A 19,294-nucleotide genomic window follows, 5' to 3' on the forward strand; every position below is an offset into this window, starting at 1 on the left:
TCTTGACGACCATAGAGCATTGGAACCACCTGATCCCATCCCGAACTCAGCAGTGAAACGATGCATCGCCGATGGTAGTGTGGGGTTTCCCCATGTGAGAGTAGGTCATCGTCAAGATTGAATTTCGAAACCCCTGTCTGCTAGCGCAGACAGGGGTTTTGTCGTTTATGGCGTTTGCTTTGGCCACACATCCGCTCAGATAACCCGCGGCCTATGATCAATGGCCAACCTTCTTGAAAGACTGCAAGACTTTGCAGTTTCGGGCACCTTACCGGGACCACCGGTCGGTTTCCCACTCAAAAAGAGGATCTTTCTCACAAAACCTTAAGATTCCACTTCATTTGGCCGAAAGCCTGATGAGCCATGCGTGCACCGATTTAGGGCGACCCAAGCGTCCACCTATGCGTTACATGGATGTTCCACCCTGCACGCTCCCCCCCTTTGGCAAAAGAAGTCGATGAAATGAATCTAAAGTTCAGTCATAAAATTCTGTTGGCCGCGTCAGGCGTCGTCGTCCTGGCTTTCGCTTTATTCACGCTGTACAACGATTATCTGCAACGCACCACCATCAAGCAAAACCTGGAGTCTTCCATCCAGCAATCCGGTGAGCTCACCGCAAGCAGTGTGCAGAACTGGCTCAGTGGCCGTGTGTTGGTACTCGAAAACCTGGCGCAAAACGTGGCTCATCAGGGGAGCGCTGCAGACCTTCCTGGCTTGGTGGATCAACCCGCGCTCACCTCGAACTTCCAGTTCACTTACGTCGGCCAAACCAACGGCGTGTTCACCCAACGCCCCGATGCAAAAATGCCCGACGGTTATGATCCGCGCCAGCGCCCTTGGTACAAGCAAGCCGTGGCTGCTGACAAAACCATGCTGACGCCGCCTTATATGGCTGCCGTTGGCGGACAGATCGTGACCATCGCCATGCCGGTGAAAAAGAATGGCGAGTTGCTGGGCGTGGTCGGCGGTGACCTGAGCCTGCAAACCCTGGTGAAGATCATCAATTCGGTAGACTTCGGCGGCATCGGCCATGCGTTCCTGGTCAGCGGCGACGGCCAAGTCATCGTTAGTCCTGATCAGGACCAGGTGATGAAGAACCTCAAGGACATCTACCCAGGCACCCGCGTAAGCATCGAGAAGCTAAACCAGGATGTTGTCCTCAACGGCCAGGATCGCATTCTGTCCTTCACCCCTATCAGCGGTTTGCCGGGTGCAGACTGGTACATCGGCTTGTCGATCGATAAAGATAAAGCCTACGCCCCTCTGGGTAAATTCCGCACGTCCGCGCTGATTGCCATGCTGATTGCCGTGGTGGCGATTGCAGTGCTCTTGAGCCTGCTGATCCAAGTGCTGCTACGGCCGCTGACAACCATGGGCGTTGCCATGCAGGACATCGCTCAGGGCGAGGGTGACCTGACCCGCCGCCTGAATGTGACCAGCAAAGATGAGTTTGGCGAGGTAGGTAGCGCGTTCAACCAGTTCGTCGAGCGTATCCACGCCTCCATTTCCGAGGTTTCCTCGGCAACGCGCCAGGTGCATGACCTGTCGCAGCGCGTAATGGCGTCGTCCAACGCCTCGATCATCGGTTCTGACGAGCAGAGTGCGCGCACCAACAGCGTCGCGGCGGCAATCAACGAACTGGGCGCCGCTACCCAGGAAATCGCGCGTAACGCAGCCGATGCTTCCCAGCACGCCAGCGGTGCCAGCGAGCAGGCTGACGATGGGCGCAAAGTGGTGGAGAAAACCATCCTGGCGATGTCGGAACTGTCGCAAAAGATTAGCCTGTCCTGCACCCAGATCGAGACTCTGAATGCCAGCACCGATAACATCGGCCACATTCTTGATGTAATCAAAGGCATCTCCCAGCAGACCAACCTGCTCGCGCTCAACGCCGCGATCGAGGCCGCCCGTGCCGGGGAAGCTGGCCGTGGGTTTGCCGTGGTCGCCGATGAAGTGCGTAACCTGGCTCACCGTACCCAGGAGTCGGCCGAAGAAATCCACAAAATGATTACTTCGCTGCAAGTGGGTTCGCGTGAGGCGGTGACCACCATGAACGCCAGCCAGACCTCCAGCGAAGAGAGCGTCGTAGTCGCCAACCAGGCCGGCGAGCGCCTAATCAGCGTGACGCAACGGATTGTTGAAATCGACGGCATGAACCAATCGGTCGCCGCCGCCACCGAGGAGCAGACCGCCGTAGTGGAAACCCTCAACGTCGATATCAACCAGATCAACCTGTTGAACCAGCAAGGCGTGGTCAACCTCAACGAAACGTTGAAAGACTGCGACGCACTGTCCCAACAGGCCAACCGCTTAAAACAACTGGTCGACAGTTTCAAGATCTGACCCCGATGGCAGAGGAGTGAGGCCTCTCGCTCCTACTGCTTAGCCAAGCATCTGTCGGACATTATCCAATGCGCCGTCGGCGAAGCTCTGCATAAAGTGTTCGAACCCTTCCTGCGCGGTATCGACCGGTTCGCCGATGAGCGTCCAGGTCGCCCTGGAACAGCCTGAATCCATTGCTTCCACACGCATTGCCGCCCACAGGCGGGCCACGCCCAAGGTGTTGTAGACGGTGGTCCAGGTCATGTACATGGCCTCTTCGTCACGGCTGTTGAGTTGCTCCACGGCACAATGGCCATCGTGGAAGTACTTCGTGCGCAAAGCGCCTACACCGGTGCCGATTATTTCAATGTGCGACAAGGCGGGAATGAACGCATCAAAGCCTGCAAACTCACCCACCAAGCCCCACAGCCTGGCGGCCTCGCAGGCGACTACGACAGAGGCCACCACTGGCGTGCCCCGTGGGTTGCGGATCAATGTATCGGGTTGCAACGGTTTCATGAGGTTGTCCTGAAGCGGTTCAGAGAAAGCCGATGGCCTTGAGGTAGTCGCAGCCTTTGCCTAACAGCGCGGGGCTTTTCTCGGGGTACGGTGTGCCCATTTCTTCCACGCCCCGGCGTGCATTGTCGTGACGGATCATCGACGTATCGCCGATGTCTTCACCCAACCCGTCCAGGTAAAAACCCAGCACGCCAAACAGTGCGTTTTCGCGGCCCACTGTTCGCAGTTGCCGTTGCCATTGCGCAACACTGACCCGGTCGAATGTGTAGCCGGCGTCGCTGAATGCATCGAGGTACTGCTCCCAGCTCAAGGGTTGTGGGTTATGCAGGTTGTACACGCTGCGCCCGGCTGCAAAATGTGTGCAGTGGCGCGCGATAAAACGCGCAAAAAAGTCCACCGGCATTAGGTCGAAGTTCACCTCTAAACGGGGGACCAGGCCCAATTGCAGCGAGCCCTTGAGCATCAGCATCAGCATCAGGCGATTTTTCTGTGGTTGGCAAACACCGCTTTGGCTGTTGAAGCTGATATTGCCCGGACGATAGATATTCACCCAGGCGCCTTGCTCCAGCGCACGGCCCGATAGCCGTTCGGCCACCCATTTGGACAGGTTGTAACCATTTTTGATGTAGATCGGCAGCGTTGCCGCCGCCGGCGACTCCAGGACCTGTCCCGTGGCGTCGATGGCGCTGCATGCCGACAGTGTCGAGATGAAGTTGAAGACCTTTTTGCTGTGTGTTTCACACAGGCGCATGCATTCCAGTACGGGGTCGACGTTGTCTTTCACCAGCGCCGCGTAGTCCATCACATGATTGACCCGCGCCGCGTTATGCACCAGCGCGCCAAAGTCCCTGGCGAGGCGCTCGTACACCTCACCTGCCAAGCCCAAGCCAGGCTGGCTGATATCGGCGGCGTACACTCGCACCCGGCTCTGGTCCAGATGTTCCAAGCGGTATTCATGCAACGCCTGGGTGAACCGTACCGGTGCCGACTGGTTCGGCAGTTCCCGCACCAGGCATGCCACTTCCGTAGCACCGCGGGCCAGCAACGCTTCGACGATGTGTACCCCGATAAAACTGTTGGCGCCCGTCACGATCACTTTGCGGCGGTCACCGGCGCAGGCCTCGGGCAGCACCTCAAGCGCCGGTTTGCGCTGTGCGTCTTGAACCGCCTGGCCGGAGGGTGCTTCGGCGCGCGGGCCGTCCTCCAGCAGCGTCGCGAGTGTACGAATGGTCGGCATTTCAAAAAAGCTGTTTAGAGGCAGACTGCGACCAAATTGTTCGCGAACCCGTAGCAGCAGGCTCGACAGCAGAATGGAATGGCCGCCGACGTTAAAGAAGCTGTCATCGATGGACAACGTCCCTGCGGGAAGCTGCAACAACTCATTCCATAGCCGCACCAGTTCAACCTGCAGCGGCGTTTGTGCGGCCTCTGCGGTGCGATTCGACGGGGGCGCCGCCGGCAGTTGCAACAAGGCCAGGCGATCGACTTTACCGTTGCCCGCGTAAGGCATGCCGGCTAATTCGATCCACCGCTCGGGTTGCAGGTAGTCAGGCAGCCACTGCCTTGCGTACTGCTTAAGGGCGTCTATCGTGGCGCCAGGCTCCGGCTGGGCGACCACACCGCTAATCCTGTGATCACCGTCGATCACCACCGCCACCTGACGAAACAGCCGGCTGGCGCGCAGGCACTGTTCGATCTCCTGGGGCTCGACTCGAAACCCCCGAATCTTCACTTGCTCGTCCCGACGCCCGCCCAGTTCGATGCCGTCGGCGGTCCACTTTGCGCAATCGCCGCTGCGGTAGGCGCGCAAGGACTGGCCGCCCGACAATGCCAGTTCGACAAAAGGGTCGTCGCGCCGTTGTGTTGCGTTCAAGTACCCCAGGCTCACGCCGGGCCCCACGATGTACAGCTCGCCCATCACCTGCTCGTCCACCGGCTGCAAGTGCTCATCGAGTATCAGCACCTGGCTGTTGGCGATGGGGCGGCCGACGTTGCGATTGCTATCCCCAGGCCGCAACGTCCGATGGGTGACCAGTACCGTGGCTTCGGTGGGGCCATAGAGATTGTGCAACTGGCACTGGCCGGCCAGTCGTTCGATCACGTAGGGCTCACAGGCGTCGCCGCCGGTCAGCAGGTGCGCCAGGCCCAGCGGTTGATCCAGCGGCAGGATGCTGAGCAGCGCCGGCGGCAGGAAGGCATGGGTGATACGTTGCTGGCGGATCAGCTCCAACAGTTGCTGCGGGTCGCGTCGTTGCGTCTCGCTTGGGACAATCAACTCGGCGCCGGCAATCAGGCTGGGGAAGATATCCATCACCGAGGCATCGAAGCTCAACGAAGCGAACTGCAACACCCGGCTCTGCTCATTCAGCCCCATGCAACCGCCGAACCAGGCGGTGAAATGGGCCAGGTTGCCCTGGCTCAGCAGCACGCCTTTGGGGCGGCCGGTGGTGCCCGAGGTGAAGAGCGCCATGCACGGTGCATCGGGGTTGGGGCGATGCCGCAGCAGCGGCGGCAACGTGTCGCGCTGATCGATTGCACTGACATCCAATGAAACGAAGCCATCGCGCAGTGGGTGGCGGCCATCATCCAGCAACACCCTGGCTCCCGCGCTGTCCAGCATGGCCTGTTGGCGTTGCGGTGGATGGTCAGGGGCCAGTGGCAGGTAAACCGCGCCGCAGCCCAGCACCGCAAGAATACTGGCGTACAACGCGGTTGTTTTTTCCAGGCACACCCCGACCACCGGCGGTGCCTCGACGCCTTCCAGCAGTGGGCCGAGCCGTTGCTGGATCGCCCGTGCTTGAGTGTGCAATTGCCGATAGGTCAGCACGCGGCCGGCAATGTTCAGCGCCGGCCGTGTGGCGAAGGTGAGCAGGCTGGCCTGCAATCGTTCGATCATCGGCACCTGCGCCGCCTGCAGCAGTTGCACGTCGGTCGTGTGATTGAACCGATGCACAAACGCCAGCGCTTCGAGCCTTTGCAAGCCGTGTTCGGGCCAGGCATTGGCGCCGGCCCCTGCGGGAAAATACTCAGGGTCGCGGGCGAAGCCGCTCACCAGCACAGCGACCCATTCCACCAGCGCAGTTACCGCTCGCAGGCGCAGTCGCTGGCCATTACCGCTGGGCTCTTCGACAAGGTCCAACACGACCCCCCAGCGTTGGCCAGCGTCATACGCGCGCAACTGTAGCTGCGGCAACCCGTACTCCGTCAGCGGGCCGACGCCCAGGCGCAGGCTGATGCGTGGAGCGGCGGCCAGGTGTGTCGGCAGTGACGCACTACCGTCCTCAATTACCAGGTCGGCAGCGTCATGACTCGACAGATGACCATATTGCTCCAGCTCCAGCCTCAGCGCATCGAGGGCATGGCTGATACCGAACCATCCAATTGTCAGACGTCTCATGCCGCTCTCCCGGCCACTGGCAGATAGTCGGCCAGTGCCTGGGCTACGCTCGGTGTCTGCAGCAAGCCGCTGTGCTGCAGAAAGCCCATGATGTTGCCGATCAGCGGGTGGTGGCGGGTGATGGGGAAATCCAGTGCCGCTATGTCGGCCCTCAGTGCATGGCGAACGTCAGTGCTCACGTCCAACTGATCGATCAGTTGCAGGTCGAAGGATTTTTGCAGCTCGTTGGTCAGGTAGTGCTTCAGGAAGATGGGCAAGACAGGGGCAATGCTGTCGCGCTCATCCGGGCTTGCCGCCTGCCAATAGAGGCGCACCAGGCGCGTCCAGAACTGCCCATGGCGCCCTTCGTCGAACAGGTGATCGGCCATCAAGCCACGGATGGAAGCCTTGACGCTGTGGTCCTTGGAAAACGCCGCCACGTCATGGGTCACGGTGTTCTCGGCGATGGCCACGCCAATCAATTCCACCGCATCGCGCAGGTGCGCCGGGACCTGTGCCTGCGCCGCCGGCAGGGCGCGGCTGAGTTCGATTTGCAGGGGCAGGTCCAGTGGCGGTATGCCGGTCATTTCCACGGTCTGTTGCAGGAAGTCCAGTGCGACCAGGGCGTGATAATCCTCGTCCACCACGACGGTCATCGCGTCGTAGCGACACACAAGGGGGAAGGGCAGCGCGAAACGGTTTTTGGCAATGTTGCGCGCGGTCTTGTCGACGATCTCGGTTTCGAAAATCACCACGTCATTGATGAACTTGTAGAAGCTTTGCAGCAGCACGAAGTCGCGCCACTGCGGGCAATGCTCAAGAAAGGTCGTGCTGAGGACCAGGGGCTGGCGGCAGAGCGGATAGATCAGCTTGTCGTCGTTTTCCAGCAGGCGGCGAGGGCGCGTGCGGATGGTGGCGCGGCGTTCCCAGTCTTCGGCGATGGAACGGTAGTCGGCGACGTTCATGGGCGCACCTGTTGCAGCAAGGTACGCACGTCGTCCCAGAGCTTGATGCGGTTTTCCACGGCGTTGATCGCGGTTTCAACGGCTTGTTGCTGGTACTCGGGAGCGCTGAGGGTCAGGCCTTGGAGCATCCTCTGTGCCGCTGGCTCATGGCCTTGGGTGTCCAGTTCGATGTGGCGGTTGAGGTAGTAGCCCAATGTAGGCGCTTGGCGATCGATGATTTCACTGCCCTGCAACAGCCGTTCGAACATGCTTGGGATAATACTTTCGCGGCCGTGCAGGAAGGCGGCGGCCACACAGTGGGTGGGCGCATTCAACGCGATGTGCAACGTGCTCGCGACGAAGCGGGCCACGCCGGGCAGGAGATCGACCTGACCCAAGGCGGCATTGGCCCCGACGCCCCGCCGTTGCAGCGCGATGAAGGTATCGATGGCGTGGGTACTGGCGCCCACTTCGAGCATGGCTTCCCGGTACAGCTCGAAGTGACTGCAATGACCGCGCCTGGGGTGTTCGTCCGACTCCTCGCCCAGCACGATTTCGTTGATCAGGCGGGCGGCTTGCGGGTCGCTCGGCGGGAGCCAGGGCAATTGCGTACACGTCAGGTCCCGTTGCAGGCGTTTGGTGAGGGTCATGAAGTCCCAAACGGCAAATACATGGCTCTCCATAAAAAGTTGTAACTTGCCAAGTGAAGTTATTTCTTCAAATAACGGGTGACTGCATAACTGCAGCTTTTTTTGTTTAAGTAGAACTTGATACATGGTTGATGCCTATAAGTTGTTGCGACTGCTCTGAAAACAGTGATGGGCTTTTGCAGCCAAAAAGCAGACAGGTAACGGTTTAGCCAAGCCACGCGCGCAGCGCTGCCCAAACAGGGGTTCGTGCAGGCGGTTGAGGTGTTTGGTTTATTGAAGAGTGATAATAAGCTGATTAAACGTTTGGGCGAGCTTATAAATGTATTAGATGTTTTTTCGAAAAGATTCCGGTTGTGGGTAAGTTGTATTGTTAAACGTGGGAAGTTTCCCGGGCATTACGCAGTCGAATAGTGTTAACCGGGGCATCTTGACGCGGGGCTTTCCCAGGAGGAAGACAGCCCCGCAATGCTTAAAGGGTGAATTCGGCGGAAAACCTTACTTGCCGGCCGCCTCAAGGCCCTTTAGGTATGTGCTGATGACCTCCATGCCTCGCATTAGGTGATTGCGCAGCGTCAGGATGCTTTCGGCGACCTTCTTCTGCGCCACCAGGCTCAGCAGTTCGCGGTGATCTTCCTGGGACGTCTCGCCCAACCCCATCGCCTCAAGGTTGAAGCGCAGGAAGCGCTCCTCTTCATTCAAACCGTGTTCGACCAACGTGAGTAGCCGCCGGTTGGGCGCCTTGCCATACAGCGCCATGTGGAACAGGCGGTTGAGCCGGCCAATCTCGGTATAGTCTTTCTCCTGCTCCAGCGCCGTGATGAAGGCATCCGCCTGGGCAATGTCGTCTGCGCTGAGCAACGGAATCGACAACCGCAGCGCTTCGGATTCCAGCAGCATGCGCAAGGCGTAGGTCTCGGCTGAATTGTCTTCGATCAGCGGTGCAACCACCGCACCCTTGTGCGTCACGACATGCAGCAACGACTGGGCTTCCAACTGCCGAAGGGCTTCACGCACGGGCATGCGGCTGACGCCGAACAGGCTGGCCAGCTCTTGCTGGCGCATGGCGGTACCACAAGGCAATCGGCCATCGAGGATGGCATTGCGCAAGGTTTCTTCGATTACGGAACGAGCAAGATGGGCGGGAATAGGCCCGCTGACCTTGATACTGCTCAAAGGGCTCGGCTTTTGCGTCACGGCTACGCTAGCCTCCTTATAGAATGGGTATGGCTTATTGGATCCAATGCACACTAGAGATTGCCTACAGGCTTGTCAAACGAGCAAGGTTTTCGGCTTGTAAGCGGCTAAACACGCGACTCTGAGCGCCCACATCAAGCTTTTGCGGTGTCTTACACGCCGGTGTCAGATTGCTCTGAATTGAACACTTCACCGCCCTCGTTTATTCCATTGCCAGCGCCCAGCGCAGGTGATCGGCGCTACATTCCTATCTATGCATATTCACTAACGGTATTTAAAGTGCCGTTCTTATACCTATAAAGTCACTCTCCTGTCCGACCGGGAGTGAATTCATGTCCGCCACCTCTACTGTTCCAGCAGCGACCCCTAACGCCCAAACCTTCGAGATTCGTCCACTCCCCGGCCGCGTGGGGGCCGAGATCATCGGCCTGGATTTGTCCCGTCCGGTCAACGACGAGGATTTCGCCCGCATTCACCGCGCACATCTGGATCAGCATGTGGTGATCTTTCGCGACCAACGCATCACCCCCCAACAGCAAATCGCTTTCAGCCGCCGCTTTGGCGTGCTGCAGATCCATGTGCTCAAGCAGTTCCTGCTGGCCAACCACCCGGAAATCCTGATCGTCTCCAACATCATCGAAAACGGCCAATCCATCGGCCTGGGCGATGCGGGCAAATTCTGGCATTCGGATCTGTCCTATAAAGAACTGCCCAGCCTGGGCTCGATGCTGCACGCCCAGGAACTGCCAGCCGAAGGCGGCGACACCTTGTTTGCCGACATGCACCAGGCCTGGGACCAACTGCCCGAGCACCTACGCAAAGCCATACACGGCCGCAGCGCCGCGCACGCCTACACCGCGCGTTACAGCGAAAGCAAATTCGAAGGCAACTGGCGCCCGACGCTGACCCCCGAGCAGCTCGCCCAAGTCGCCGAAGTGGTCCACCCGATTGTGCGCACCCACCCGGAAAACGGCCGCAAGGCGCTGTTCGTCAGTGAAGGCTTTACCACCCGCATCATCGGCCTGCCGGAAGATGAAAGCCGCGATCTGCTGGCCCAGCTCTATGCCCACAGCGTGCTGCCGGAAAATATCTACCGCCATCAATGGCAGCCCCACGACCTGGTGTTCTGGGACAACCGCTCGCTGATCCACCTGGCTGCCGGTTGCCCGAGCCATCTGCGCCGCAAGCTGTACCGCACCACCATCCAGGGCGACGCGCCTTTCTGATTCGGAGCATGACCATGTCCAGGAACATTCCATTTGCACGGCTGGCCGTAACGCTCGGCCTGGGTATCAGCCTGTTGGCTGGCAGCCTCGTCGCCCCAGCGGTTGCGCAGGCTGAAGGTGAGATTCGCATCGCCGAGCAGTTCGGCATCGTCTACCTGTTGCTCAACGTGGTGCGCGATCAGCACCTCATCGAAAAATACGGTAAACAGGAAGGCCTCGATATCAAGGTCGACTGGACCCAACTCTCCGGCGGCGCGGCCGTTAATGATGCGCTGCTCTCCGGCTCCATCGACATCGCCGGTGCTGGCGTCGGCCCGCTGTTGACCATCTGGGACCGCACCCACGGCAAGCAGAACGTCAAGGCCGTCGCCTCCCTCGGTAACTTTCCCTACTACCTGGTGAGCAACAACCCCAAGGTCAAGACCATCGCCGATTTCACCGATAAAGACCGCATCGCGGTGCCGGCGGTGGGAGTGTCGGTGCAGTCGCGCTTCCTGCAATACGCGGCCGCCAAGCAGTGGGGCGACAAGGAATTCAATCGCCTCGATCAGTACACCGTCGCCGTCCCGCACCCTGACGCCACGGCAGCGCTGATCGCCGGCGGCACCGAGTTGACCGCGCACTTTTCCAACCCGCCGTTCCAGGACCAGGCCCTGGCGAACCCCAATGTGCATGTGGTGCTCAACACCTACGACCTGCTGGGCCCGAATTCGCCGACGGTGTTGTTCGCCACTGAAAAATTCCGCAACGACAACCCGAAAACCTACCAGGCCTTTGTCGACGCGCTGACCGAAGCCGCGCAGTTCGCCCAGAACGACAAAGGCGCCGCCGCCGACACTTACATCCGCGTGACCAAGGCCAAGATCGACCGCGCCGAGCTGCTGAAAATCATCGACAACCCGCAATTCGAATTCAGCGTCACGCCGAAAAACACCTACCCGCTGGCGGAATTCCTCTACCGCGTCGGCGCGATCAAGAACAAGCCTGAATCGTGGAAGGACTACTTCTTCCAGGACGCCAAGCCCCTGCAAGGAAGCTGAGATGAACGCGCCCTTGCCAGGCCACGCGGCCAGCAACCTGTCCGCTGCCGCCGCGCTGCTGGCGGTGGATAACGTCAGCCTCGAATACCGTACCCCCGAGCGCGTGGTGCGGGCCACGCACCAGGTCAGTTTCGAAGTCGACCCGGCCGACCGCTACGTATTGCTCGGCCCGTCGGGTTGCGGCAAATCCACCTTGCTCAAGTCCATCGCCGGGTTTATCCAGCCTTGCGAAGGGGAGATCCGCCTGCTGGGGCAGAAGGTCGAACGCCCCGGTCCTGATCGCATCGTGGTGTTCCAGGAATTCGACCAGCTGCCGCCGTGGAAAACCGTCAAACAAAACGTGATGTTCCCGCTGCTGGCGTCAAACACCCTCAAGCGTCGTGCAGCCGAAGAACGCGCGCTGCACTACCTCGACAAAGTCGGCCTCAGCGCCTTTGCCGACGCCTATCCGCACACCCTCTCCGGGGGCATGAAAGCTCGCGTGGCCATCGCTCGCGCCCTGGCCATGCAGCCGAAAATCCTGCTGATGGACGAACCCTTCGCCGCCCTCGACGCCCTGACCCGCCGCAAGATGCAGGAAGAGTTGCTGCGGCTCTGGGAGGAAGTGCGTTTCACCTTGCTGTTCGTCACCCACTCCATCGAAGAGGCGCTGGTGGTGGGCAATCGCATCTTGTTGTTGTCGCCCCATCCGGGACGGGTACGCGCGGAAATCCACAGCCATCAATACGACCTGCACAGCCTGGGCGGCGTGGAATTCCAGGCATCGGCGCGAAGGATTCATCGCCTGCTGTTCGATGAAGCGCCCGAAGCCGAACGTGAGTTGGGCTTCGCCGATATCCGCATCGCTTACTGAAGGGGCCCGCTCATGCGCCAGGAATATGAAGTCACCCTCGAACCGCTGCTCAGCGTCCCCGTGGAACGCGAGCTGCCCCTGCGCCAGCGCCTGTGGCAACAAGGCTGGTTGCGCAAAGGCTTGATCCTGATCGTGCTCGCGATCCTCTGGGAAGCGGTTGCGCGCTACCAAAACAATGACCTTTTGTTGCCGAGTTTTCTGCAGACGTTTCACGCGCTCTACGACGGCCTGCTCAGTGGCGAGTTGTTGAGTAAAGTCAGCATCTCACTGGTGGTGCTGATCAAGGGCTACCTGATCGGCATCCTGCTGGCATTTGCCCTGACCACACTGGCGGTGTCGACCCAACTGGGCCGCGACCTGCTCAGCACCCTGACCTCGATGTTCAACCCGCTGCCGGCGATTGCGCTGCTGCCGCTGGCGCTGCTGTGGTTTGGCCTGGGCCAGAACAGCCTGATTTTCGTGCTGGTGCATTCGGTGCTATGGGCATTGGCGCTCAACACCTACTCGGGGTTTCTCGGCGTGTCCGAAACCCTGCGCATGGCCGGTCGCAACTATGGGTTGAAGGGCATGCGCTTTGTGCTGTTCATCCTGATTCCAGCGGCACTGCCGTCGATCCTCGCCGGCCTGAAAATCGGCTGGGCATTCGCCTGGCGCACGCTGATCGCCGCCGAACTGGTGTTCGGCGCCACCAGCGGCAAAGGTGGCCTGGGCTGGTACATTTTCCAGAACCGCAATGAGCTGTACACCGACAAGGTATTCGCCGGGCTGGCGGTGGTGATCCTGATCGGCTTGCTGGTGGAAAATTTGGTGTTCGACACCTTCGAGCGATTGACCGTCAAGCGGTGGGGCATGCAGCGCTGAGGCTGGCTTGATCAATGAGTGATCAGACTTGCTCCCGCCGGCGTGTAGGAGCGTTCCTGATTTTTGTCCCGTTGAACGATCAACAAGCCTAGGCATTAACCTTTCGACGGTTAACCTTAAGAGACTTCGTTATGTCCGTCGAAAATCCCTACGCTGCTCCACTGGCCGATCTGAGTCAGTCAGCCGCTGATCAACCGATGTTCTTTGTTGTTGCGCCGCGCAAATTGTTGCTGATGATTTTGCTGTCCCAAGGTTTGTACATGGTTTATTGGAGTTACAAACAGTGGGCCTATTATCGTCAGGCAACCGGTGCCCGCATTTGGCCTTGGGCCCGAGGCTTTTTTGCGGTGTTTTTCTTTTACTCGTTCGCGATGAAGGTACGGCGAAAGTTTGAACTGACCAATACGCCGCATCGCTGGTGGCCACGGTGCCTGGCGCTTGGGTTGACCTTCAGCGCACTGCTGCCGCAGGCCTATGTCTGGTTTGTAGCGCCGATGACAGCACTGAAACTCAACCTCTGCCTTTTGATCGTCTATGCAGCCCTGGCGGTGCAGCTTCAGCATGCGGTGAATCGTGTTGAAGATGACGCGGAGGGCAAAGCCAACCATCGACTGACCTGGGCCAATGGCATCTGGATACTCATCGGGATGAGTTTCTGGGCGCTGACGACATTTTTGGCGCTCAACCCACCCGGGCCGTACTGAGTTTTTTCGCTGCGCTAAACACGTGTCCATGCACGGTGGACACGTGTTTCCAAAAAGCATTTTCCAGACACGCGCCTTCAAGGATTGCGCAAAAACACCACATACCCCCGAAACCACTCACTCCCCTTCAAATACCCCGGCGTTTCCCATTCTCCGCCCTGGATCAAGCCGATCTTGAACGGCAGCCCCAGCCGATTCATCCGTGGCAGATACGCGGCGTAATCCGGGATGCTCTGGCGCCCCTGGTACGTCTGCACCACCACTTCATCCACCACGCCGTTGAGCTGGGCGATGGCGGCCGGGTCGGCGTTGCTGCTCCAGTCCATCAGGCCGGTGATGCTCAGGCGCAGGTCGGCGGGCAGGCGCTGGCGCAGGTCGCGCAGGAAACCGGCGTATTCGTGCAGGTACTGGGTGCGGGCGTCGAAGTCGATCTGGATGCCGATCACCGGGTTGCCGGCGTCGCGCCAGCGTTGTACCTGGCCGAGCAACTGGGTGTAGACCCGGTCTGGCCAGCGTAGGGTGTGGGCGCGGTAGACCAGCCAGATGTCGCCCTGGGTGATGCGCGGCACGCTCATGCCCTGGGCGATTAATTGCACGCCGCGTTGGGGCGCGCGGCGGGTGGCGTTGATCTGGCCCTGGAGGATGTACAGGGTTTTCGCCTGCTTGAGCACCGGCTGTGGTGTGACGCCGCTCCACAGCCAGAAGGCGTCATAGTCGCGGGCGTCGACGGCGCCGAAGGCCGGGCTTGCCAGCAACAGCAAGCCGAGCCACAACGGTTTCACCAGTAGTACTGCAGCGATTTGCCCCACTGCGTGTCGGCAAAGCCCGTCTTGAGCTGGCGGAACCAGGCCTTGCGCACGGCCGGCGTAACGTCCTCGCCGCCGCAACTGTTGTAGCCAGACGGCGCGTAGCAATTAAGGGCGCGGAACAGCGCGTAGGCCTTGTCGGCCTTAGGTGCCTTGGGGTTGCCGATCACCTGTTGGTAGCCGTCGAGCCGCGAGAAGGTGTCGCCCTTGAAGTCCGATGGCGTGCTGCCCAGGCTGCCGGCGGCGCGTGCCTGCTCAAGGGGCATGCTATCGAGGTTGTTGCGCAGGATGAACTCGCCGAAGCAGTTCAGGCCGTGTGGGTTTTTCGCGTCGTTCTGCAAGGTTGCGGCGGTTTGCGCAATGCTCGGGCAGGCGTAGCCGGATTCGGCCTTGTCGCCGTTCCACTGGAACAGTTTCAACGTCTGGCCGGCGCTGTAGACATAACCCAGGCTGGTGCCCAGCTTGTCGTCCGGGGCCGACGCCGGCAGTTGCTTGAGGTCGTCGTCGAACGTGGCGAACTGGCCGCGCAGCAGGTCTTTATAGAGCAGCACGAATTGCGCGGTCTGGCGCTCCAGCGGGTCGTGCGCCTGGGCGATCTGCTGGCGCAGCAAGTCCGGCCCGGCGCTGTTGCGCAGCAGGATGTAGCGCACGTGTTTGGCGCTGATCGGCGAATCGGCGGCGAACACCTTGGCCAACTGGCCGCTGCGTTCGTAATTCATCGCCAGTGCCAGCTCCAACTGGTCGCGTTGCAGCGGTTGCTTGGCCAGCGGCAGCAGTTGCAGCCAGAGTTTTTCGGCGGCTTTCCAGTCTTGCTTGGCTTCCAGGGCCAGGCCGCGCAGGGTCTGTTGGCTGAAGGCGAAGTAATCCGGGTTCGAGGGCACGTCCTGGGGCAGGTGTTTCAACGCGCTGTCGGGTTGATGCTCGACGTACAGGGCATACGCCGCTTGCAGGTAGTCGAACAGCGCCGGTTCGTCGGCAAACACGGCTTTTTGCCCATCGAGGTCGGCGCGGGTGAGGGTCGGCGGCGTATGCGCGCGCATCAGCATCAGGTCGCTGACGAGCAGGATCATCGGGTTCTTGACTGCCTTGCCGTTGACCATCAGCAGCTTGAGGTCGGCTTCGGCCACCAGCTCATCCACCGACACATTGCGCTGGGCGTCGGTGGCCTGGGTCAATTGCCAGGCATAGGCCTCAGCGAGCTTGGCGTGATCGTCCGCCAGCCAATACACCCGGCGCAGCAGGCCACGGGCGGAGGCGACATAATCACCCTGTGGATAAGTCTTCAGGTAACCGAGGAAGCCTGCTTCGGCGTCGCTCAGGGCGGACTTATCCACATGCTCGAGTTGCGGCATGCCGTATTCGTCGAAGGCGTCGGCCTGCGCCTGGTTCAGTGATGTCCGCGCGGTCATGTACAGCGCGGTTTCCTTCAGCCAGGGCAGATGACTGCTGCTGGCGCCGGCAAAACCGCGCTCGGCGTCACTGAAGCGGCCGCTGTAGAAGTCGGCGGCGGCTTGCAGATAAGTGCGAAGCAGTTGGCCTTCGGTGGATTGGATCTGCTGTGCGTCCACCACTTGGCCTTCCCAGGAGCAGGCCGTGAGCAATTGCAAACGCGCCTTCACCAGCAACTCGCGCTCGGCCGCCGGCATGTCGGCCTTGATCACCTGGCGGATAAACGCGGTGGCGCTGTCATCGTCGTTGCTGCGGCAGCGGCTGCCTTCGCCATTCAGGAAGTCAGTACCCGCGGATTTGTATTCGTCGCGCTTGAGGCCCAATGGCTGGAGCAGAGTATCGAGTTCGGCGCTGGGTGAGGCGTGCGGCGTGCTATCCGGTTCGGCCGGTGTGGCGGCGATCGGCACCAGGCGGTACACCGGGAACGGCACCGGACCGAAGCCTTGGGACAGGTCGTCCTCGCTCAAGGCGTTCGGCGCCAGGGGCGCGGCTTTTTTGTCGGCCAGCAACAGGCGCAGGTTGGTTCGGCTGTCATTGCCGGGGCTCAGGAACGGCAGGTTGTTGCACGTGTCCAGGCTGTCCCGCGAGACCCTCCAGTCGGGGTAGCACGAGTCGTCGGAGCTGGCGAGTGCCGGCTGGGAGAGACCGGCGAGCAGTGCCAGTGCCAGGGGTGACAGAAAACCGATGCGCATGACGTGTCCTTGATCCTGAATCCTTGGAGGGCGCCAATCATAACGTGATCCGGCGAATGCTTCGGCAAAGGCCTACAAAAATTGCTGATTTGTCTGACTGGGGGTAGTGGCAATTCAACTCCGCTGCCCTAGGTTGCGCACCTCGTCAGGGAGGTCGGCGCTGGGCGTGGCCTGGCGCCGAGCGGGAAAGCGGGCTCTGACGGGGCGCATCGGTCGCGCTTTGGATCTGGATCGGCGGCGCCGACCTCTGCGGATGTGCGCTGTTCAGGGGCTGTAAAGCCCGTTGATCCGCCGTGATCCCAGCACGTAGACGCAGGGTTGGCGCGCTGCCTGCCGGTTGCGAAACAGCGAGCGAATCCGGGGTTTTTGTCCTAGAGTGGCGCCTGTTTGCGCAAGCGCAGGTTTGGCCCTGAAAACGGGCAGTGGCAGGGGAATTGGGGTGCGACGGTCTGTGGTAGAGCAAGACGACAAGGTTGGGGCAATTTCTGCCGTCAATCGCCTCGCGGGGAGCCGGGAAGGTAAGGGTTGGTTACGCCGCCTATGGTGGGTGCCGATTCTGGCGCTGGCGCTGGCCGTGCGTTTTTATGGCCTGACGGCCGCAGCGATCTGGGGCGATGAAGGCTCGAGCCTGCTGCTCAGCCAATATGCTGCGGCGGACCTGTGGTTTCACGCCGCCCACGATGTGCATCCGCCACTGTATTTTTTCCTGCTGCGCGGCTGGATCGAGCTGTTCGGCGATGGCATCTGGTCGATTCGCAGCATGAGTGCGATTCCCGGTGTGGTCGTGGTGGGCCTGGGCATCTGGCTTGTGCGGCAGCTGTCCACCCGTCGCGCCGCTGTGCTGGCCGGTGTGCTGCTGGCGCTGTTCCCCAGCGCGGTGCGCTACAGCCAGGAAGTGCGCATGTACTCGCTGCTCGCCGTGTGGCTGCTGGGCGCGACGCTGGCGCTGGTGTATTGGGTGCGTCAACCCGAGCGCACGCGCTACTTGCTGGCGTATGGGCTGCTGATGGCCGCCGGTTTCTACACCCATTACTTCAGCGCGCTGTGTGTGTTGGTGCATTGGGCCTGGCTGGGGCTGTTGAGCGCGGCCCAGCCACCTGGCCGGCGCTTGATCACGCGTCCGGCGTGGTGGGCGGCCAACGTCGCGATTGTGCTGGTGTACCTGCCGTGGCTGCCGAACCTGGTGGGCCTGCTGCAGCATGTCGAGCAGCTCAAGGTCGGTGGCGACATCGGCTGGGAAGCGCCGGTCAGCCTGTTCTCTGTGCCGTCGATGATCTGGCAGTTCATGTTGCAGGACGAAGGTCTTGGCTTATGGCCAGTGCTGTTCTGGTTTTTTCCGCTGCTGCTGGTGACCGTGGTGGGCGTCAGCGCCTGGCGCGATCGGGCGCGCTACCGGCCGGCCGTGCTGCTGGCGTTGTTTTTTTTGCTGCCGCTGCTGTTGGTGTACGGGGTGTCGTTCATCTCGCCGGTGTTTATCGAGCGTTACCTCACGGTCTACGCCCTAGGCTTGCCGATCCTCCTGGGCCTGGCCATCGACCGCCTGCCCAGACGCTTTTCATTGCTGGGCGCGGCATTGTTCGTGCTGGTCGTCGGGGTGGAACTGCTGGGGTTGAAGAACAATTCCACGGTGGATGTGCATGATCAATTCAGCGGGCCGGTGGAGTTCGTCAATCGCAACTACCAAGAAGCTGACCGCATCGTCCTCAGCGACATGCTGTGGTACTTGAGCTACGTGTATTACGACCAGACCGACGCGCAATTGCAGCTTTACACACCGCCCAAGCCTGATGGCACGCCGACGCGGCCGAATGCCTATGGCTTCGGCACCCTGGTGGATCAGGACGGCGGGCGTATTTACCTCGACCGTTTGTCGGAGTTGCCGGCGGATACCCGCCGTGTCTGGCTGATCAGCAGCAACGAAGCGCCGGACGATTTCGCGCCGCTGCCGCATGGGTGGCGTCAAATTATGCAGCAAGATGGCGGTGGTGCCAGGGCGCGGTTGTTCGTGCTATGCCTCGGCCCAGAGCCGTCGCAGCCTGAGGGGTGTCGCTAATACCCATTCGGAATGAGTGGAATACCAAAATAGTGGCAATTGATTTCTAGGGAGCTCTGTAATCATCAATTACGGTTCGCCCCACAAATGGATTTTTGTCCTACTGAGTGGTGAACGGATTGTAGATATAACGTTATCTCCGGCTTATCCCGCTCCGGCCAGCTATCCGCGCAGCAATGCGGCGCACAACTGCAGGCATGGTTGCAAACCCTGTAGCGCGAGTTCGCTCCTGCTGCGGGGGAGGACTAGACTCGGATAAACCCACCTATCCGGAGCTCATCATGCAATCGCCTGAACACAGCTTGCCCTCCCTGTTCAAACAACTCGGCCTGGACGATGACGCGGCCGGCATCGAGCAGTTCATCACCACACATTCACCGCTCAAGCCGGAGCTGCAACTGGCCGATGCGTTTTTCTGGACGGATAGCCAGAAGGCGTTTTTGCGTGAGGAAATTCTGGTGGATGCGGATTGGGCTGAAGTGGTGGATGAGTTGAACCTGATGTTGCGGCGTGGTCGAGAGGTGTAAAAAAATCTTTTATGACGCGCGGTAATGTAAAAAAAAATGGTGTGCGGTAAAAAAAACTGGGCTGTAAGCGACCCAGTT

The 19,294-nt window shown here is 60.4% G+C and carries 15 protein-coding genes and 1 rRNA gene; 9 read left to right on the forward strand and 7 right to left on the reverse strand.

Annotation, left to right across the window (positions count from 1 at the left end; all coding sequences use genetic code 11):
- Position 1: 1 nt before the first annotated feature.
- Both rrf and ACP7CJ_RS26545 read left to right on the forward strand, forming a co-directional pair.
- Positions 2-117: ribosomal RNA gene (gene rrf, locus ACP7CJ_RS26540) — 5S ribosomal RNA — on the forward strand.
- Between the two features lie 345 nt (positions 118-462).
- Entirely contained in the window at positions 463-2,343 is a 1,881-nt protein-coding gene (locus tag ACP7CJ_RS26545) for a methyl-accepting chemotaxis protein (protein ID WP_276195695.1), read from the forward strand.
- 39 nt (positions 2,344-2,382) lie between these two features.
- On the opposite strand, the gene ACP7CJ_RS26550 is transcribed toward ACP7CJ_RS26545, so the two are convergent.
- The 5 genes from ACP7CJ_RS26550 to ACP7CJ_RS26570 form a co-directional block, all read right to left on the reverse strand.
- Positions 2,383-2,841 (reverse strand): SRPBCC family protein, encoded by a 459-nt coding sequence (locus tag ACP7CJ_RS26550; protein WP_276195696.1) that lies wholly within the window; start codon positions 2,839-2,841, stop codon positions 2,383-2,385.
- 19 nt (positions 2,842-2,860) lie between these two features.
- Entirely contained in the window at positions 2,861-6,238 is a 3,378-nt protein-coding gene (locus ACP7CJ_RS26555) for an amino acid adenylation domain-containing protein (RefSeq protein WP_426102725.1), read from the reverse strand.
- Positions 6,235-7,182, reverse strand: a complete 948-nt coding sequence (locus tag ACP7CJ_RS26560) for a diiron oxygenase (RefSeq protein WP_426102727.1) — start codon at positions 7,180-7,182, stop codon at positions 6,235-6,237. The genes ACP7CJ_RS26555 and ACP7CJ_RS26560 overlap by 4 nt, the downstream gene beginning before the upstream one ends.
- Entirely contained in the window at positions 7,179-7,937 is a 759-nt protein-coding gene (locus ACP7CJ_RS26565) for a DUF3050 domain-containing protein (RefSeq protein ID WP_426102729.1), read from the reverse strand. The genes ACP7CJ_RS26560 and ACP7CJ_RS26565 overlap by 4 nt, the downstream gene beginning before the upstream one ends.
- Before the next feature lie 369 nt (positions 7,938-8,306).
- Complete coding sequence (locus tag ACP7CJ_RS26570) at positions 8,307-9,005, reverse strand: GntR family transcriptional regulator (protein WP_276195701.1); 699 nt, start codon at positions 9,003-9,005, stop codon at positions 8,307-8,309.
- 332 nt (positions 9,006-9,337) lie between these two features.
- Here ACP7CJ_RS26570 and ACP7CJ_RS26575 point away from each other — a divergent pair, with 332 nt between their 5' ends.
- From ACP7CJ_RS26575 to ACP7CJ_RS26595, 5 genes are all read left to right on the forward strand, one after another.
- The gene (locus ACP7CJ_RS26575) at positions 9,338-10,231 is read left to right on the forward strand and encodes a TauD/TfdA dioxygenase family protein (protein WP_426102731.1); all 894 of its coding nucleotides are present in this window, start codon (positions 9,338-9,340) and stop codon (positions 10,229-10,231) included.
- 14 nt (positions 10,232-10,245) lie between these two features.
- Positions 10,246-11,271 carry an ABC transporter substrate-binding protein gene (locus tag ACP7CJ_RS26580; RefSeq protein WP_426102733.1) on the forward strand — a complete coding sequence of 342 codons (1,026 nt, stop codon included), beginning with the start codon at positions 10,246-10,248 and terminating at the stop codon, positions 11,269-11,271.
- Position 11,272: 1 nt separating this feature from the next.
- Complete coding sequence (locus ACP7CJ_RS26585) at positions 11,273-12,124, forward strand: ABC transporter ATP-binding protein (protein WP_426102735.1); 852 nt, start codon at positions 11,273-11,275, stop codon at positions 12,122-12,124.
- Between the two features lie 12 nt (positions 12,125-12,136).
- Positions 12,137-12,985 (forward strand): ABC transporter permease, encoded by an 849-nt coding sequence (locus ACP7CJ_RS26590; protein ID WP_247397856.1) that lies wholly within the window; start codon positions 12,137-12,139, stop codon positions 12,983-12,985.
- 131 nt (positions 12,986-13,116) lie between these two features.
- Entirely contained in the window at positions 13,117-13,689 is a 573-nt protein-coding gene (locus tag ACP7CJ_RS26595; RefSeq protein ID WP_426102737.1) for a hypothetical protein, read from the forward strand.
- Between the two features lie 77 nt (positions 13,690-13,766).
- On the opposite strand, the gene ACP7CJ_RS26600 is transcribed toward ACP7CJ_RS26595, so the two are convergent.
- Positions 13,767-14,471 carry a DUF3142 domain-containing protein gene (locus ACP7CJ_RS26600; RefSeq protein ID WP_321849799.1) on the reverse strand — a complete coding sequence of 235 codons (705 nt, stop codon included), beginning with the start codon at positions 14,469-14,471 and terminating at the stop codon, positions 13,767-13,769.
- Positions 14,468-16,636, reverse strand: a complete 2,169-nt coding sequence (locus ACP7CJ_RS26605; RefSeq protein ID WP_426102739.1) for an outer membrane assembly lipoprotein YfiO — start codon at positions 16,634-16,636, stop codon at positions 14,468-14,470. Before ACP7CJ_RS26605 ends, ACP7CJ_RS26600 begins: the two co-directional genes overlap by 4 nt.
- Positions 16,637-17,075: 439 nt before the next feature.
- Here ACP7CJ_RS26605 and ACP7CJ_RS26610 point away from each other — a divergent pair, with 439 nt between their 5' ends.
- Entirely contained in the window at positions 17,076-18,689 is a 1,614-nt protein-coding gene (locus tag ACP7CJ_RS26610) for a glycosyltransferase family 39 protein (RefSeq protein WP_426102741.1), read from the forward strand.
- A gap of 281 nt (positions 18,690-18,970) precedes the next feature.
- A complete protein-coding gene (locus ACP7CJ_RS26615) occupies positions 18,971-19,216 on the forward strand; it encodes a DUF2789 domain-containing protein (RefSeq protein WP_426102743.1) in 246 nt (81 codons plus the stop codon).
- Positions 19,217-19,294 lie beyond the last annotated feature (78 nt).

It is taken from the genome of Pseudomonas sp. PSPC3-2, assembly GCF_049897085.1.
In the GTDB taxonomy this organism is placed as follows: Bacteria; Pseudomonadota; Gammaproteobacteria; order Pseudomonadales; family Pseudomonadaceae; genus Aquipseudomonas; species Aquipseudomonas paraveronii.

Bases quoted from the DNA above. Each gene is read 5' to 3' on its own strand.
- ACP7CJ_RS26560 (WP_426102727.1), bottom strand. From the start codon at position 7,182: ATGAACGTCGCCGACTACCGTTCCATCGCCGAAGACTGGGAACGCCGC.
- ACP7CJ_RS26595 (WP_426102737.1), top strand. From the start codon at position 13,117: ATGTCCGTCGAAAATCCCTACGCTGCTCCACTGGCCGATCTGAGTCAG.
- ACP7CJ_RS26605 (WP_426102739.1), bottom strand. From the start codon at position 16,636: ATGCGCATCGGTTTTCTGTCACCCCTGGCACTGGCACTGCTCGCCGGT.
- ACP7CJ_RS26590 (WP_247397856.1), top strand. From the start codon at position 12,137: ATGCGCCAGGAATATGAAGTCACCCTCGAACCGCTGCTCAGCGTCCCC.
- ACP7CJ_RS26580 (WP_426102733.1), top strand. From the start codon at position 10,246: ATGTCCAGGAACATTCCATTTGCACGGCTGGCCGTAACGCTCGGCCTG.
- ACP7CJ_RS26555 (WP_426102725.1), bottom strand. From the start codon at position 6,238: ATGAGACGTCTGACAATTGGATGGTTCGGTATCAGCCATGCCCTCGAT.
- ACP7CJ_RS26615 (WP_426102743.1), top strand. From the start codon at position 18,971: ATGCAATCGCCTGAACACAGCTTGCCCTCCCTGTTCAAACAACTCGGC.
- ACP7CJ_RS26575 (WP_426102731.1), top strand. From the start codon at position 9,338: ATGTCCGCCACCTCTACTGTTCCAGCAGCGACCCCTAACGCCCAAACC.
- ACP7CJ_RS26565 (WP_426102729.1), bottom strand. From the start codon at position 7,937: ATGTATCAAGTTCTACTTAAACAAAAAAAGCTGCAGTTATGCAGTCAC.
- ACP7CJ_RS26585 (WP_426102735.1), top strand. From the start codon at position 11,273: ATGAACGCGCCCTTGCCAGGCCACGCGGCCAGCAACCTGTCCGCTGCC.
- ACP7CJ_RS26550 (WP_276195696.1), bottom strand. From the start codon at position 2,841: ATGAAACCGTTGCAACCCGATACATTGATCCGCAACCCACGGGGCACG.
- ACP7CJ_RS26545 (WP_276195695.1), top strand. From the start codon at position 463: ATGAATCTAAAGTTCAGTCATAAAATTCTGTTGGCCGCGTCAGGCGTC.